The sequence below is a fragment of the Amycolatopsis sp. NPDC051371 genome, assembly GCF_040682155.1.
Lineage (GTDB): Bacteria > Actinomycetota > Actinomycetes > Mycobacteriales > Pseudonocardiaceae > Amycolatopsis.
Genome location: NZ_JBFBAG010000043.1, coordinates 19,025 through 33,468 on the forward strand (window position 1 = coordinate 19,025; position 14,444 = coordinate 33,468).

Consider the following 14,444-nt stretch of genomic DNA (forward strand, 5'->3'; position numbering starts at 1 on the left):
CATCGCTTAAGGAGACGTCGTGCTGAAGACTGAATTGGTGTTGGCCGCCGAAGAGGCGCCCAACCCGATCATCCCGCACATTCCCGAGGTCATCCTCGGGATCGTCGCCTTCGTGATCCTGCTGCTCGTTCTGAAGAAGTACGTCGTTCCTCGCTTCGAGGCCGCGTACGAAGAGCGCGCCCAGATGATCGAGGGCGGGATCGAGAAGGCCGAAAGGGCCCAGGCCGAAGCCGAAGACGCTCTGGCCAAGTACCGGGCCCAGCTGCACGAGGCTCGCAGCGAGGCCGCGAAGATCCGCGACGACGCCCGGCTCGAAGCCGAGCAGATCAAGGCGGAGCTGCGCGCCGACGCCGAAGCCGAGTCCCAGCGGATCGTCGCCCAGGGCCAGGCTCAGCTGCAGGCTCAGAAGGCGCAGATCATCGCCGAGCTGCGGGCCGACATGGGCCGCAACGCCGTGGAGCTGGCCAGCCGCATCGTCGGCGAGTCGCTCGAAGACGAGGCGCGCCGTCGTGGCACCGTCGACCGGTTCCTCGCGGAGCTGGACACCGCCGGTGCCGCTGGTGGAGCGGGGAAGTAGACCGGGATGACGCTGCATGCTGCGAGCCGTGAAGCGCTCGGCCTCGCCGAGGAACGCCTCGGCGAGGTTCTGGCCGACGCGGGAGCCGACTCCGCCACGGTCGGCGACGAGCTGCTCTCGGTCGTCGACCTGCTGGACCGGGAGATCGGCCTGCGCCGGGCGGTGAGCGACGCGTCGGCGACGCCGGAGGCGCGCACCGCGCTGGTGCGCCGGCTGTTCGACGGCAAGCTGTCCGAACCGGCCCTGAAGGTGCTCGACGCCGTGGCGGGCAGCCGCTGGTCCAGCCCCCGTCAGCTGGTCGACGGACTCGAGTCGCTCGGGCACTCCGCGCTGCTCACCGCGGCCGAGAAGACCGGCAACATCGACGCCGTCGAGACCCAGCTGTTCCAGGTCTCGCGGGTCGTGGCCAACCACCCGGAGCTCGAGACGGCGCTTTCGGACCTGGCCGGCCCCGCGGACGCCAAGCGGACGCTGGTGCGCGGGCTGTTCGCCGACAAGGTGGACGTGGTCACCGAAACCCTCGTCGAGCAGGTCGTCCGCCGGGCCAAGGGCCGCGGTGTCGGCGTCGGGCTCGACGCGCTGGTCAAGCTGGCCGCGGAACGCCGTGAGCGCTCGGTCGCCTACGTGACCAGCGCGAGCGCCCTGACCGACGAGCAGACCGCCCGGCTGGGCGCGAAGCTGAACGACATCTACGGGCGGCCGATCGCGCTGCACGTCGAGGTCGACCCCGATCTCGGCGGCGGGCTCGTGGTCCGCGTCGGGGACGAGGTCATCGACGGGAGCGCCGCGGGTCGGCTGGCGGCCTTGCGCAGGCGGCTGGCCCGGGCATAGCCCCAGGTCACACAAGACTTTGCATACTGGCAAGAACGAAGCGAGAGCGGGAAAGACATGGCCGAGCTGACGATCTCCTCGGATGAGATCCGTAGCGCGATCGAGAACTACGTCTCGAGTTACGCCCCGGACGTGAGCCGGGAAGAAGTTGGCACCGTGATCGACGCCGGCGACGGCATCGCCCACGTCGAAGGCCTTCCGTCGGCCATGGCCAACGAGCTGCTCGAGTTCCCCGGCGGCGTCCTGGGCGTCGCACTGAACCTGGACGCGCGCTCCATCGGTACCGCGATCCTCGGCGACTTCGAAAGCATCGAAGAGGGCCAGCAGGTCAAGCGCACCGGCCAGGTCCTGTCGGTGCCGGTCGGCGACGGCTACCTCGGCCGCGTCGTCAACCCGCTGGGCGCCCCGATCGACGGCCTCGGCGAGATCGAGACCACCGACCGCCGCCCGCTGGAGGTCAAGGCCGCTTCGGTGGTCGAGCGCCAGCCGGTGTCGGAGCCGCTGCAGACCGGCATCACCGCGATCGACGCGATGACCCCGATCGGCCGCGGCCAGCGTCAGCTGATCATCGGTGACCGCAAGACGGGCAAGACGGCCGTCGCGGTGGACACGATCATCAACCAGAAGTCCAACTGGGAGACCGGCGACGAGAAGAAGCAGGTTCGCTGCATCTACGTCGCGATCGGCCAGAAGGGCTCGACGATCGCCGCGGTCAAGAAGTCCCTCGAGGACGCGGGCGCGATGGAGTACACGACCATCGTCGCGGCTCCGGCTTCGGACTCCGCCGGCTTCAAGTGGATCGCGCCGTACACCGGCTCGGCCATCGGCCAGCACTGGATGTTCGAGGGCAAGCACGTCCTCATCGTGTTCGACGACCTGACCAAGCAGGCCGACGCGTACCGCGCGATCTCGCTGCTGCTGCGCCGCCCGCCGGGCCGCGAAGCGTTCCCCGGCGACGTCTTCTACTTGCACTCCCGTCTGCTGGAGCGGTGCGCGAAGCTCTCGGACGAGCTGGGCGCGGGTTCGCTGACCGGGCTGCCGATCATCGAGACGAAGGCCAACGACGTGTCGGCCTACATCCCGACGAACGTCATCTCGATCACCGACGGCCAGTGCTTCTTCCAGTCGGACCTGTTCAACGCCGGCCAGCGCCCGGCCATCGACGTGGGCATCTCGGTGTCCCGCGTGGGTGGTGCCGCGCAGGTCAAGGCGATGAAGGACGTCGCGGGCTCGCTCCGGATCGACCTGTCGCAGTACCGCGAGCTGGAGGCGTTCGCCGCCTTCGCCTCGGACCTCGACGACGCCTCGAAGGCGCAGCTCGAGCGCGGTGCCCGGCTGTACGAGGTGCTCAAGCAGCCGCAGTACTCGCCGGTCCCGGTCGAGGAGCAGGTCCTCACGGTGTACCTGGGCACGAACGGCCACTACGACTCGGTCCCGACCGAGGACGTCCGCCGCTTCAACCACGAGTTCCTCGACTCGGCCCGCCGCAAGCACGCGGACCTGCTCAACGGCATCCGCGAGTCCGGCAAGTTCCCCGAGGAGACCCGGGAGAACGTGGTCAACGCGGTCAACGAGTTCAAGAAGGAGTTCACCACGTCCGAGGGCAAGTCCCTCGTCGAGGCGGACGCCGACGCCATGGACGCCGACAAGGTCGGGCACGAGACCGTCAAGGTCAACAAGCCCGCCCCGAAGAAGTGAGCTGATAGCTCATGGCCGCACAACTCCGGGAACTCCGGTCGCGCATCAAGGCGACCAAGTCGATCGGCAAGATCACCAAGGCGATGGAGCTCATCGCCACCGCGCGCATCACCAAGGCGCGGGCGAAGGTCGCCGCTTCCCGGCCGTACGCGGACGAGATCACCAAGGTGCTCTCGGCGCTGGCCGGTGCGGCGGCCAACCTCGACCACCCCATGCTGGTCGAGCGCCCGAACCCGAAGCGGGCCGCGGTCCTGGTCGTGACCAGTGACAAGGGCCAGGCCGGTGGGTACAACTCGAACGTGCTGCGGGCGACCGAAGAGCTGCTCTCCCTGCTCCGCTCCGAGGGCAAGGAAGCCCAGATCTACGTCACCGGCAACAAGGGCCTGAACTACTACCGGTTCCGCGACCGCCCGGTCCAGGACGGCTGGACGGGCTTCTCCGACCAGCCGACCTACGCCGCCGCGGTCACGGCCGGCGAGGCCCTCGTCCAGTCGTTCATGGCCGGCGTCGACGACGAGCACGGCAACGCCGACGGCGTCGAGGGTGTCGACGAGATCCACATCGTCTATACCGAGTTCGTGTCGATGCTGACCCAGCGGCCGGTCGCCAAGCGCGTCGCGCCGCTCGAGGTCGAGTACACCGACGGCGAGGAGGAGCAGAAGCCCGCGGGCGAGCTGCTCCCCAGCTACGAGTTCGAGCCGAGTGCCGACAAGCTGCTGGACGCGCTCCTGCCGAAGTACATCAACACGCGGCTCTACGCGGCCATGCTCGAGTCGGCGGCGTCCGAGCTGGCCGCCCGCCGGACGGCGATGAAGGCCGCGTCGGACAACGCGAACGAGCTGGTCGGCAACCTGACCCGGGAGATGAACCAGGCCCGCCAGGCCCAGATCACCCAGGAGATCTCCGAAATCGTCGGTGGCGCGAACGCGCTCACCGCAGCAGGAAGTGATGATTGATGACCAGTACTGAAGCCCCGCGCGCCAAGGGGCGCATCGTGTCGGTGACCGGTCCGGTCGTCGACGTCGAGTTCCCGCGCGGTTCCGTGCCCGACCAGTTCAACGCCCTCAAGGTCGAGATCGAGTTCGAGCAGCTCCGCAAGACGGTGACCCTCGAGGTCGCCTCCCACCTGGGTGACAACCTCGTCCGCACCATCTCGCTCCAGCCGCAGGACGGCCTGGTCCGGGGCGCCGAGGTCACCGACACCGGCAAGCCGATCACCGTGCCGGTGGGCGACAAGGTCAAGGGTCACGTCTACAACGCGCTCGGCGAGTGCCTCGACGAACCCGGCTACGGCGACGACCTCGAGCGCTGGGGCATCCACCGCAACCCGCCGTCCTTCGACCAGCTCGAGGGCAAGACGGAGATGCTGGAGACCGGCCTGAAGGTCGTCGACCTGCTCACCCCGTACGTCCAGGGTGGCAAGATCGGCCTCTTCGGCGGCGCCGGCGTCGGCAAGACGGTGCTCATCAAGGAGATGATCACCCGTGTCGCCCGGAACTTCGGTGGTACGTCGGTGTTCGCCGGGGTCGGCGAGCGCACCCGTGAGGGCAACGACCTCTTCCTGGAGATGAGCGAAGACGGCGTCATCAACGACACCGCCCTCGTGTTCGGCCAGATGGACGAGCCGCCCGGCACGCGTATGCGCGTCGCGCTGTCCGCGCTGACCATGGCGGAGTACTTCCGCGATGTGCAGAACCAGGACGTGCTGCTGTTCATCGACAACATCTTCCGGTTCACCCAGGCCGGTTCCGAGGTGTCGACCCTGCTGGGCCGCATGCCGTCGGCCGTGGGTTACCAGCCGACGCTGGCTGACGAGATGGGCCAGCTGCAGGAGCGGATCACCTCGACCCGAGGCCGGTCGATCACCTCGATGCAGGCGATCTACGTCCCCGCGGACGACTACACCGACCCGGCCCCGGCCGCGACGTTCGCCCACCTGGACGCCACCACCGAGCTCTCGCGTGGTGTCTTCCAGAAGGGCATCTTCCCGGCGGTGGACCCGCTGGCGTCGACGTCGACGATCCTCGACCCGGCCATCGTCGGTGAGGACCACTACCGCGTGGCTTCCGAGGTCATCCGGATCCTGCAGAAGTACAAGGAACTGCAGGACATCATCGCGATCCTCGGCATGGACGAGCTGTCGGAAGAGGACAAGCTGACCGTTCAGCGCGCGCGCCGCATCGAGCGGTTCCTGTCGCAGAACATGCTGGTCGCCGAGGCGTTCACGCAGATCCCGGGCTCGACGGTGCCGCTCTCGGAGACCATCGAGTCGTTCGACCGCATCTCGAAGGGTGACTTCGACCACTACCCGGAGCAGGCGTTCCTGGGCATCGGTGGCCTCGAGGACCTCGAGAAGAAGTACAAGGAAATCACCAAGAAGTGATTCCGTGAGCACGGCGGGGGCAGTGTCCTATGTGGATGCGCGCCCCCGCCGTTCTCATACCGGGATACAGACCTATTACACTCGGGATCAACACCCCGAGCTAAGGAGTGCTACGTGGCTGAGATGTCCGTGGAGCTGGTGGCCGTCGAGCGCCGTCTCTGGTCGGGTACCGCCACTTTCGTGGTGGCCCAGACCACCGAGGGCGAGATCGGCATCATGGCCGGCCACGAACCCGTGCTCGGGCAGCTCGTCGAGGGTGGCGTGGTCAAGGTGACGACCACCGACGGGGAGACGGTCTGCGCGGCCGTGCACGGCGGATTCCTTTCCGTGACCGGCACCGGGGTGAGCATTCTCGCCGAGAGCGCCGAGCTGTCCGACGAAATCGATGTCAACGCGGCGAAGGCGGCACTGAGCGCCGACGACGAGACCGAGCGGACGAGGGCCACGGCCCAGCTCCGCGCGGCAGGTCAGTCGGCCTGAGCGGGAGACGGGCAGGAGCCGGGCCGTGAAGATCACCGTGGTCGTAGTGGGGCTCCTGATCGTGCTCGTCGCGCTGGTCGCCTGGTACGGCCAGCGGTGGATCCGGATGCGCCGCGGCGGGGGCGTGAGCGTCGCGCTGCGGTGGCGTCCGGACGCCGCGCGGTCCAGCTGGCACCTGGGGCTGGGCCGCTACGAGGGCGACGAGTTCGTCTGGTACCGCGTGTGGAGCCTGCGGACCGGCCCGGACCGCGTCTTCCAGCGGGAAAGCATGCAGATCGCCGACCGGCGAGACCCGTCCGGGTCCGAGGCCTACGCCGTTCCCGAGGGTTCGACTGTGCTGCGCTGTGAGTCGGAGACCCAGGAAGCGATCGAGATCGCGATGGGGCCGGGTGCGCTCACGGGCTTCCTTTCCTGGCTCGAATCCGCCCCGCCGGGGCGACGTCTTCCGCGCGCTTCCTGACACCCGCCGTCTCGGCCGCTGTTCCAACCCTGTCTCAAACCGAGACAGCCGGAACCGCGGCGTTGCCCTACCGTTGAGCCCATGATTTTCATCGTGGTCAAGTTCCCGGTGAAGCCGGAGTACGCGGACTCGTGGCCGGACATCGTCGCCGACTTCACCAAGGGCACGCGCGGCGAGGCGGGCAACAAGTTCTTCGAGTGGTCCCGCAGCGTCGAGGACCGCAACACCTACGTGCTGGTCGAGGGCTTCGAAGGCCAGGACGCCGCGGTCGCGCACGTCGGTTCCGAGCACTTCAAGACGGCCGTCGCGACGCTGGGCGAGTACATCTCGGACAATCCGCGGATCATCAACGTGCAGGACGCCTCCGACTGGGGCCCGATGGCCGAGATCGCGCCGCACTAAACTCGGGGGGTGACCCTCGTCGAGATCCCCGGCTCCAAGTCCGTCACCGCCCGCGGCCTGTTCCTGGCCGCCGCCGCGCACGGCACCACGACCCTCGGCCGTCCGCTGCACTCGGACGACACCGAGGGCTTCGCCGAGGGCCTCGTCAAGCTGGGTTACCGCGTCGACCGGCAGCCGGGCGCGTGGACCATCGAGGGCCGTCCGGCGGGCCCCGGCGTCGCCGAAGCGGACGTCTTCTGCCGCGACGGCGCCACGACGGCCCGGTTCCTGCCCGCGCTGGCCGCGGCCGGCACCGGGACGTTCCACTTCGACGCCTCCGACCAGATGCGCCGGCGCCCGCTCGGCCCGCTGACCGACGCGCTGCAGGAGCTCGGCGTCGACCTGACCTTCGAGGGTGCGCCGGGGCACGACCCGCTGACGATCCGCGCGAACGGCGTCAAGGGCGGTTCGCTGACCCTGGACGCGGGGTTGTCGTCCCAGTTTCTGACGGCGTTGCTGCTGCTCGGCCCGCTGACGGCGGAGGGGCTGCGGATCACGGTGACGGACCTGGTGTCGGTGCCGTACGTCGAGATCACGCTTTCGATGATGCGGCAGTTCGGCGTGGACGTCCGGCGCGAGGGCAAGACGTTCGTGGTGCCGCCGCAGCCGTACCAGGCGTGCGAGTACCCGGTGGAGCCGGACGCGTCGACGGCCAGCTACTTCCTCGCCGCGGCGGCGGTCACGGGCCGGACGGTGACGATCCCGGGGCTGGGGTCCTCGGCTCTGCAGGGCGACGTCCAGTTCGTCTCGGTGCTGGAACAGATGGGCGCGCACGTGGAGCTGGGGCCGGACTCGGTGACGGTCGCGGGCCCGTCGGACGGCCTGCGCGGGATTACGGTGAACATGCGCGACATCTCGGACACGGTCCCGACGCTGGCGGCGATCGCGCCGTTCGCTTCGGGCCCGGTGCGCATCGAGGACGTCTACAACACGCGCATCAAGGAGTGCGACCGGCTGGACGCGTGCGAGGAGAACCTGCGGGCGATGGGCGTCGCCGTCGAGACGGGCCGCGACTGGATCGAGATCCAGCCGGGGGAGCCGACCGGTGCGCTGGTCAAGTGCCGTCGTGACCACCGGATCGCGATGGCGTTCAGCATCACGGGCCTGCGGACGCCGGGCATCACCCTGGACGACCCGGAGTGCGTGAAGAAGACGTTCCCCGGCTTCCACCAGGCGCTGGGGTCGCTGCGGGCGAGCTGGGGGATCTAGGGCTGCCCACCCGGGGCCCACAGGACGTCACCGTCGGGGTTCGCCAGCCGGGCGAGGATGAACAGCAGGTCCGACAGCCGGTTCAGGTACTTCACCGCGATCGGGTTCGTCGTCTCCGGCTCGGCCTCGTGCAGCGCCCACGCGCTCCGCTCCGCGCGCCGGGACACTGTGCGAGCCTGGTGCAGGAACGCCGCCCCCGGCGTCCCGCCCGGCAGGATGAACGACGTCAGCTTCGGCAGGTGCTCGTTGAACTCGTCGCACCAGCCCTCGAGCCGCTCGACGTACTTCTCCGTGATCCGCAGCGGCGGGTACGGCGGGTCATCGGAAATCGGCAGGCACAGGTCCGCGCCGACGTCGAAGAGATCGTTCTGCACCGCACGCAGCACATCCGTGACTTCGCTCGGCAGCGCGCCGACCGCGATCGCCAAGCCCAGCACGGAGTTCGTCTCGTCGGTGTCGGCGTACGCGCCCAACCGCGGGGACGTCTTCGGCACGCGGGACCCGTCGCCGAGCGCGGTCGTGCCGCTGTCGCCGACCTTCGTGTAGACGCGGTTGATGCGAACGACCATGAACCCACCATAGCGGCCCCCGCCCGGGCCGAATCCGGGCGAGAGGGCATGATTGGCGGCCATGAGCGAGCACTTCGACGTGCATGGCGGAGCCCGGCTGGTCGGCGAGGTCGACGTGGTCGGCGCGAAGAACAGTGTGCTGAAACTGATGGCCGCGGCACTGCTGGCCGAGGGCACCACGACCATCACGAACTGCCCGCAGATCCTGGACGTCCCGCTGATGGGCGACGTGCTGCGGAGCGTCGGCTGCGAGGTCGTCATCGAGGGTGACACCGCCACCATCACGACGCCGGCCGAGCTGTCGCACCGCGCGGACTCGGCCGCGATGGGCAAGCTGCGCGCGTCCGTCTGCGTGCTGGGCCCGCTGGTCGGCCGGCTGAAGCAGGCCGTCGTCGCGCTGCCGGGCGGCGACGCCATCGGCTCGCGCCCGCTGGACATGCACCAGAACGGCCTGCGCAAGCTGGGCGCGACGAGCACCATCGAGCACGGCTGCGTCGTCGCGAAGGCCGAGACGCTGGTCGGCGCACAGATCTGGCTCGACTTCCCGAGCGTCGGCGCGACCGAGAACATCCTGATGGCGGCCGTCCTGGCCGAGGGCACCACGGTCATCGACAACTGCGCGCGCGAGCCCGAGATCGTCGACATCTGCACGATGCTCACCGAGATGGGCGCGAAGATCGAGGGCGCCGGGACGTCGACGCTGACCGTGCACGGTGTGGAGCAGCTGCACCCGACCGAGCACAGCGTGATCGGCGACCGGATCGTCGGCGCGACCTGGGCGTTCGCGGCGTCGATGACCCGCGGCGACATCACGGTCCGCGGCGTCAACCCGCACCACCTCGACCTGATCCTGAACAAGCTGCAGCTGGCCGGCGCGGACGTCCAGACGTTCGGCGACAAGGGTTTCCGCGTGGTCCAGCCGGAGCGCCCGAAGGCGGTCGACTGGGTGACGCTGCCGTACCCCGGCTTCGCGACCGACCTGCAGCCCTTCGCGGTGGCGCTTTCGGCGGTGTCCGAGGGCACGTCGATGATCACGGAGAACGTCTACGAGGCGCGCTTCCGCTTCATCGAGGAGATGGTCCGCCTGTCCGGCGACGCGCGCACAGACGGCCACCACGCGGTGGTCCGCGGCGTCAAGACGCTGTCGAGCGCGCCGGTGTGGGCGTCCGACATCCGCGCGGGCGCGGGCCTGGTGCTGGCGGGCCTGTGCGCGGACGGCGTCACCGAAGTCTGGGACGTCTTCCACATCGACCGCGGCTACCCGCACTTCGTGGAGAACCTGAACCGCCTGGGCGCCAACATCGAGCGCGTCGCCGGCGAGCCTGCTCGCACGTGAGTCAAGCGCCCTGCGCGCCGAGTGCGCGCAGGGCGAACTCCACCAGCCGGTCCACGTAGTCCGGCTCCGCTTCCGCCAGGCGGACCACCAGGCGCCAGTAGATCGGCGCGGCCAAGATGTCGAGCGCCATCTCCATGTCCAGGTCCTCGGGCAGCTCGCCGCGGGTGATCGCGCGGCGCAGCATCGCCTCGCCGACCTCGCGGCGGGGCCCGCCGATGGCCTCGCGCAAGCCGCGGCCGCGGTCCGGCTTGCGGGCGTCCTCCGCGACCAGGTCCGGCAGGATCCGCGAGAACAGCGGGTGCGTGAGCCAGTCGATCAGGGCCTGCATCGTCTCGCGCAGATCTCCGCGCAGTGAGCCCGTGTCGGCCTCCGCCGCGCGGGTCACGCTGAACTCCGTCACCACGGAGGCGATCATGTGGTCCTTCGACGCCCACCGCCGGTACAGCGCGCTCTTGCCGACGCCGGCGCGTTTCGCCACCGCTTCCATCGACAGCCGCCCGTAACCCTGTTCGGCGAGTTCCCACATGACGGCTTCGGTGATCGCCTGCGTGACCTCGGGCTGGAGGACCGCGGCGCCGGTCGGGGTGCGTGCCATGAGCGCAGTGTAACGGGTGGACGAGACGGTACCGTCCCGTCTACAGTGACGTCGGGACGGTACCGTCTCGTCCGAACGGCGAAGGGGACTGCGATGCAGCCACGAGACCTCGTTCAGCAGGGCCTCGACCTGCTCCTAGAACACGACATGGCCGGGTTCGCCGGGCTCTGGACCGAGGACGGCGTCCTCGAGTTCCCGTTCGCCGGCCCGGGCTACCCGAAGCGCGTCGAAGGGCGCGACGCGATCCGCGAGTACCTGCGCGACTACCCGAACCTGCTGGACATCCGCGAGATCGTCGCGAAGACCGTGCACGAAACGGCGGACCCGGCCGTGGTCGTCGTGGAGATGACGGTCGCGGGTGTCGTCGTCGCGTCGCAGAAGCCGTACGAGCTTTCGTACATCGCCGTGATCACCGTCGAGGACGGCGAGATCCGCCACTACCGCGACTACTGGAGCCCGCTCGCCGCGGCCGAGCTCCTCGGCGGCGTCGACGAGCTGACGGCGGCCTTCGGTGGGTGACTTCCTGGTCCTCGGCGGCACCGGCACCACCGGCCGCCGGGTCGTCGCGGGCCTGCGTGACACGGGATTCCCGGCGCGGGCCGCCACGCGCAAGCCGGGCGAACCCGGTCAGGTCCGGTTCGACTGGACCGACCGCTCGACCCACGCCGACGCACTGCGTGGCGTCTCCGCGGTGTACCTGCTGCCGCCGATCGGCGAGGCCTCGCCGATCGGGGTGGTCGAGCCCTTCCTGGACGACGCCCTGGCCGCGGGCGTCCGCCGCGTCGTCCTGCTCAGCTCGTCGGCCGTCACCGTGGACACGCCCGGGCTCGGCGACCTGCAACGGCTGGTGCGCGTGGTGCCGGAATGGGCCGTGCTGCGGCCGTCCTGGTTCATGCAGAACTTCACCGGCGAGCACCTGGTCGCCCAGGGCGTCCGGGACGGCGAGATCGTCACCGCCACCGGGGACGCGCGGGTCGCGTTCGTCGACGCCGGTGACATCGCGGCGGTCGCCGTTCGCGCGCTGACCGACCCCGAACCGCACAACACCGAACACGTCCTCACCGGTCCGGCCGCGGTGAGCTACTCCGAAGCGGCGTCGATCATCACCGCGCGCACCGGACGTCCGGTGCGGCACCGAGCCGTGAGCACCGCCGAGTTCGCGGCTCGCGTGACCGCGTCCGGGATTCCCGCTTCCTTCGCCGCGGTGCTCGCCGCGCTCGACGAGGACATCCGGCGCGGCGCCGAAGACCGCGTCACCCCGGCCGTCGAAGAGGTCACCGGCCGGCCCGCCCGCTCGTTCGAAACCTTCGTGGAGGAGGAGATCCGATGAAGCAGATCATGTTCACCGAAGACCCGCAGTTCTGGTTCGAGACGCTGCGCCTGTTCGGCCACGCGTCCTACGGCGGCTCGGACTTCGGCGAGGTGGTCGCGGCCGCGTCGACCGTGACGGCCGGCGACTACGACAGCTGGCACGACGCCTACCGCGCCCTGGCCGACCGGCTCTACGCCGAGGCCGCCGACGCCGGGCCCGTCACCGCGCGGGACCTGCTGCTGCGCGCGTCGACGTACTACTTTTCGTCGGAGTTCTTCCTCCACGGCGACCCGGCGGACCCGCGGATCGCGGCGGCGTACGACCGCAGCGTCGAATGCTTCCGGCGCGCGGGCGTCGCGGAGCCGGTCGAAATCCCTTACGACGGAACGGTTCTGCAGGGCTACTTCTACCGCGCGCCGGGCGACGGCCCGAAGCCGTTGCTGATCATGCACAACGGTTTCGACGGCAGCGCCGAGGAATGCCACTACATGGGCGCGGCGGCCGGTGCCGAGCACGGCTACCACGTGCTGACGTTCGACGGCCCGGGTCAGCCGAGCGCGATCCGGCGCGAGAAGCTCGTGTTCCGGCCGGACTGGGAGCACGTCGTCACGCCGGTGGTGGACTTCGCGTTAGGCCTCGACGGCGTGGATCCGTCGCGCGTGGCGCTGCTCGGCATCAGCCTCGGCGGCATGCTCGCCCCGCGCGCGGCGGCGTTCGAGTCCCGCTTGGCGGCGGTCGTCGCGGTGGATGGCGTGTACGACGCGGGTGCGGCGGTGACGGGTCTTTTGCCTTGGGACCGCGCGGAAATCGTCCGCCGGGCGCAGGCCGCAGAGGACCCGGAGTTCGACGCGATCCTCGCGGCCGGCCGCGAAGCCAGTTCGACGTTGCGCTGGGCGTGCGACCACGGCCGGTACGTCCTGGGCGCGGCTACCGACCGCGAGTTCATCGCGAAGTACCTCGAGTACACGCTCGAAGACGGTGTCGCGGAGAAGATCGAGTGCCCGACGCTCGTGTGCGAGGCGGCGGACGACCTGTTCTTCGCCGGAGAGACGGAAACCGAGCCGCGTCGGCTGTACGACCACCTGAACGCGCCCAAGACGCTGATGACGTTCACGGCGGAGGAGGGCGCGGACGCGCACTGCCACGTCGGCGCCCAGCGGCTCGCGGCCGGCCGGATCTACGACTGGCTGGACCGGACGCTCTAGCTTTCGACGGCGAGCGCGGCGCCGAAGCCGAGCAAGGCGGTGCCGGTGATGCCGTCGAGGGTCCGGCGGACCCGGCGCCGCTCCAGCCACCCGCGCACCCGGTGCACGAACACCAGCAGCAGCACCTGCCACACGACGCCGAGCGCCGCGACGGTGTACGCCAGCAGCAGCGAATCGGCGAACGTCGACGCCGGCGTGAGGAACTGCGGCAGCACCGACAGGTACAGCACGATCACCTTCGGGTTGGTGATGTTCGACAGGAACCCCTCACGGAACCGGCGTCCCCGCGTACCGCGAACGCGGCGGACGTCGTCCAGAGCTTCGTAGTTCCCGCGCCAAGCGCCACGCAATGCCTGGATCCCCAGGAAGACGAGATAGGCCGCGCCCAGCCACTTCACCGTCTCGAACAACGGCTGGTAGCGCGTGATCACCGCGCCCAGGCCGAGCGCCACCGCCGTGCCCTGCAGGAAGTTCGCCACACTGATCCCCGCGCACGCCCAGCCGCCGCCGCGGGCGCCGCCCGTGAGGGCGTTCTTCAGCACCACCATGGTGTCCGGGCCCGGCATCATCGCCAGGAACGCCATCATCCCGGCGAACCCGAGGTAGGTGCTCCACGTCATCAGGACTCCAGGGCGAGGGCGGCGCCGAAGCCGAGCAGCGCGGTGCCGGTGACCCCGTCCAGCGTGCGGCGCACCCGGCGGCGGCCCAGCCACGCGCGGACGCGGTGCACGAACACCAGCAGCACCAGCAGCCACAGCCCGCCGAGCACCGCGACGGTGTAGGCCAGCACCAGCGAGTCCCCGATGCTCGACTCGGCCGTCAGGAACTGCGGCAGCACGGACAGGTACAGCACCAGCACCTTCGGGTTCGTGATGTTGGAGAGGAACCCCTCGCGGAACCGCCGGAACCCGCCGCCGCGGCGCCGCTGGACCTGCTCGACGACGTCGTAGTTCCCGCGGAACGCCCCGCGCAGCGCCTGGAAGCCGAGGAAGACGAGGTAGGCCGCGCCGACCCACTTGAGCGCGAGGAACACCGGCTGCGACCGCGCGATGAGGACGCCGAGCCCGAGCGCCGCGGCACTTCCTTGGACGGCGTTGCCGGCGAAGATGCCCAGCGACGCGAGGAGCCCGCCGCGGAACCCGCCGGACAGCGCGTTCTTCAGCATCACCATCGTGTCCGGGCCCGGTGCGAGCACGATCAGGACCACGATGAGCAGGTAACTTCCGTAAGCACTCCACGTCACGGCTGCCCACGCTAATCGACGGGTACAGGTCGGGTCTCGCGGATTCCCGTCACACCGCCGGCGCTGTACCGGAGGGCACTGAGAGTGCGCGAACATGTGCGGCGC

Annotated in this window: 17 protein-coding genes; 13 read left to right on the forward strand and 4 right to left on the reverse strand. The window is 69.8% G+C overall.

All coding sequences use genetic code 11. The features are described from left to right. The first annotated feature begins 19 nt into the window (after positions 1–19). The 9 genes from AB0M59_RS39600 to aroA all read left to right on the forward strand — a co-directional run bounded on the left by AB0M59_RS39600 (position 20) and on the right by aroA (position 8,079). Positions 20–577 (forward strand): F0F1 ATP synthase subunit B, encoded by a 558-nt coding sequence (locus AB0M59_RS39600; RefSeq protein ID WP_364625960.1) that lies wholly within the window; start codon positions 20–22, stop codon positions 575–577. Between the two features lie 6 nt (positions 578–583). Then, positions 584–1,408, forward strand: a complete 825-nt coding sequence (locus AB0M59_RS39605) for a F0F1 ATP synthase subunit delta (RefSeq protein WP_364625963.1) — start codon at positions 584–586, stop codon at positions 1,406–1,408. Between the two features lie 57 nt (positions 1,409–1,465). Continuing rightward, positions 1,466–3,106, forward strand: coding sequence for a F0F1 ATP synthase subunit alpha (atpA, locus tag AB0M59_RS39610; protein ID WP_364625966.1), 1,641 nt, complete (start codon positions 1,466–1,468; stop codon positions 3,104–3,106). An 11-nt stretch (positions 3,107–3,117) separates the two neighbouring features. Further along, positions 3,118–4,062 carry a F0F1 ATP synthase subunit gamma gene (locus tag AB0M59_RS39615; RefSeq protein ID WP_364625969.1) on the forward strand — a complete coding sequence of 315 codons (945 nt, stop codon included), beginning with the start codon at positions 3,118–3,120 and terminating at the stop codon, positions 4,060–4,062. Beyond that, complete coding sequence (gene atpD / locus AB0M59_RS39620) at positions 4,062–5,489, forward strand: F0F1 ATP synthase subunit beta (RefSeq protein WP_285476233.1); 1,428 nt, start codon at positions 4,062–4,064, stop codon at positions 5,487–5,489. Before AB0M59_RS39615 ends, atpD begins: the two co-directional genes overlap by 1 nt. 114 nt (positions 5,490–5,603) lie before the next feature. Further along, on the forward strand, positions 5,604–5,969 hold the full coding sequence (locus tag AB0M59_RS39625) for a F0F1 ATP synthase subunit epsilon (RefSeq protein WP_364625972.1): 366 nt from the start codon (positions 5,604–5,606) through the stop codon (positions 5,967–5,969). A 25-nt stretch (positions 5,970–5,994) separates the two neighbouring features. Beyond that, positions 5,995–6,429 (forward strand): DUF2550 domain-containing protein, encoded by a 435-nt coding sequence (locus AB0M59_RS39630; RefSeq protein WP_364625975.1) that lies wholly within the window; start codon positions 5,995–5,997, stop codon positions 6,427–6,429. 81 nt (positions 6,430–6,510) lie between these two features. Next, positions 6,511–6,831, forward strand: a complete 321-nt coding sequence (locus AB0M59_RS39635) for a putative quinol monooxygenase (protein ID WP_364625978.1) — start codon at positions 6,511–6,513, stop codon at positions 6,829–6,831. Between the two features lie 9 nt (positions 6,832–6,840). After that, positions 6,841–8,079, forward strand: a complete 1,239-nt coding sequence (gene aroA / locus AB0M59_RS39640; protein WP_364625981.1) for a 3-phosphoshikimate 1-carboxyvinyltransferase — start codon at positions 6,841–6,843, stop codon at positions 8,077–8,079. Here the strand turns inward: aroA and AB0M59_RS39645 are convergent. Continuing rightward, positions 8,076–8,648 (reverse strand): cob(I)yrinic acid a,c-diamide adenosyltransferase, encoded by a 573-nt coding sequence (locus AB0M59_RS39645; protein WP_364625984.1) that lies wholly within the window; start codon positions 8,646–8,648, stop codon positions 8,076–8,078. The genes aroA and AB0M59_RS39645 overlap by 4 nt on opposite strands. A gap of 61 nt (positions 8,649–8,709) precedes the next feature. Between AB0M59_RS39645 and murA the strand changes: the two genes are divergently transcribed. Continuing rightward, positions 8,710–9,984 carry a UDP-N-acetylglucosamine 1-carboxyvinyltransferase gene (gene murA / locus AB0M59_RS39650; RefSeq protein ID WP_364625987.1) on the forward strand — a complete coding sequence of 425 codons (1,275 nt, stop codon included), beginning with the start codon at positions 8,710–8,712 and terminating at the stop codon, positions 9,982–9,984. Position 9,985: 1 nt separating this feature from the next. Here the strand turns inward: murA and AB0M59_RS39655 are convergent, their stop codons facing one another. Continuing rightward, positions 9,986–10,579, reverse strand: coding sequence for a TetR/AcrR family transcriptional regulator (locus AB0M59_RS39655; protein ID WP_364625990.1), 594 nt, complete (start codon positions 10,577–10,579; stop codon positions 9,986–9,988). A gap of 93 nt (positions 10,580–10,672) precedes the next feature. On the opposite strand from AB0M59_RS39655, the gene AB0M59_RS39660 reads away from it, so the two are divergent. The 3 genes from AB0M59_RS39660 to AB0M59_RS39670 are packed head-to-tail and all read left to right on the forward strand — an operon-like array spanning position 10,673 to position 13,096. Beyond that, on the forward strand, positions 10,673–11,098 hold the full coding sequence (locus AB0M59_RS39660) for a nuclear transport factor 2 family protein (protein WP_364625993.1): 426 nt from the start codon (positions 10,673–10,675) through the stop codon (positions 11,096–11,098). Further along, positions 11,091–11,909, forward strand: a complete 819-nt coding sequence (locus tag AB0M59_RS39665) for an NmrA family NAD(P)-binding protein (protein ID WP_364625995.1) — start codon at positions 11,091–11,093, stop codon at positions 11,907–11,909. Before AB0M59_RS39660 ends, AB0M59_RS39665 begins: the two co-directional genes overlap by 8 nt. Next, positions 11,906–13,096, forward strand: a complete 1,191-nt coding sequence (locus AB0M59_RS39670) for an alpha/beta fold hydrolase (protein WP_364625998.1) — start codon at positions 11,906–11,908, stop codon at positions 13,094–13,096. Before AB0M59_RS39665 ends, AB0M59_RS39670 begins: the two co-directional genes overlap by 4 nt. Here the strand turns inward: AB0M59_RS39670 and AB0M59_RS39675 are convergent. Then, positions 13,093–13,716: a LysE family translocator gene (locus AB0M59_RS39675; RefSeq protein ID WP_364626001.1), complete on the reverse strand. Its 624-nt coding sequence runs from the start codon at positions 13,714–13,716 to the stop codon at positions 13,093–13,095. The genes AB0M59_RS39670 and AB0M59_RS39675 overlap by 4 nt on opposite strands. After that, the gene (locus AB0M59_RS39680; protein WP_364626004.1) at positions 13,716–14,339 is read right to left on the reverse strand and encodes a LysE family translocator; all 624 of its coding nucleotides are present in this window, start codon (positions 14,337–14,339) and stop codon (positions 13,716–13,718) included. Before AB0M59_RS39680 ends, AB0M59_RS39675 begins: the two co-directional genes overlap by 1 nt. Positions 14,340–14,444: the final 105 nt, after the last annotated feature.